Source organism: Marinobacter halodurans (assembly GCF_004327985.1).
GTDB classification, from domain to species: Bacteria; Pseudomonadota; Gammaproteobacteria; order Pseudomonadales; family Oleiphilaceae; genus Marinobacter_A; species Marinobacter_A halodurans.
Window position 1 is genome coordinate 1 of record NZ_SJDL01000190.1, and the last position, 546, is coordinate 546.

1 protein-coding gene is annotated in these 546 nt (G+C 63.2%); it reads left to right on the top strand.

Going from position 1 to position 546, the window contains the following annotated elements; all coding sequences use genetic code 11:
- Nucleotides 1-21 precede the first annotated feature (21 nt).
- A partial coding sequence (locus tag EZI54_RS24045; RefSeq protein WP_165495880.1) for an exodeoxyribonuclease V subunit gamma occupies nt 22-546 on the top strand: 525 nt, incomplete at its 3' end.

Below are 546 nucleotides of genomic sequence, written 5' to 3' on the forward strand. Positions count from 1 at the left end.
AAAGCCTTCCAGGGAACCAGAATGCGAGCAGTAGACAGGCCAGCGCTACCGACCGGTTTTCAGGTCATCCATGCCAACAAGCTGGAAGATCTGCGTGCGGTGACGGTGGAACTTATTCGCACGTTTCCGCTGGATCCGCTCGAGAACGATGTCTTCCTGGTCCACTCCAACGGCATCGCCCAGTGGCTCAAGCTGGCGCTGGCCCGGGACGAGGACGACCCGACGCTGCCGGGCAATGGCATCGCCGCCGCCATGCAGTTCCTGCTGCCTTCGCGCTTCCTCTGGCAGGTCTATCGGACTGTACTCGGCGAAGACGCCGTTCCCGAACAATCGCCGTTCGACAAGGACCGCATGACCTGGCGCCTGATGCGCCTGATTCCGGAGTTGGTGACGCAACCCGGCTACGAACCCCTGGCGCGTTTCCTCAGTGGCGGTCAGGAAGCCCGGCGTCGCTACCAACTGGCCGAGCGGGTGGCGGACCTGTTCGACCAATACCAGGTCTACCGGGCCGACTGGCTGGAAAGCTGGGCTGACGGGCAGGATGTG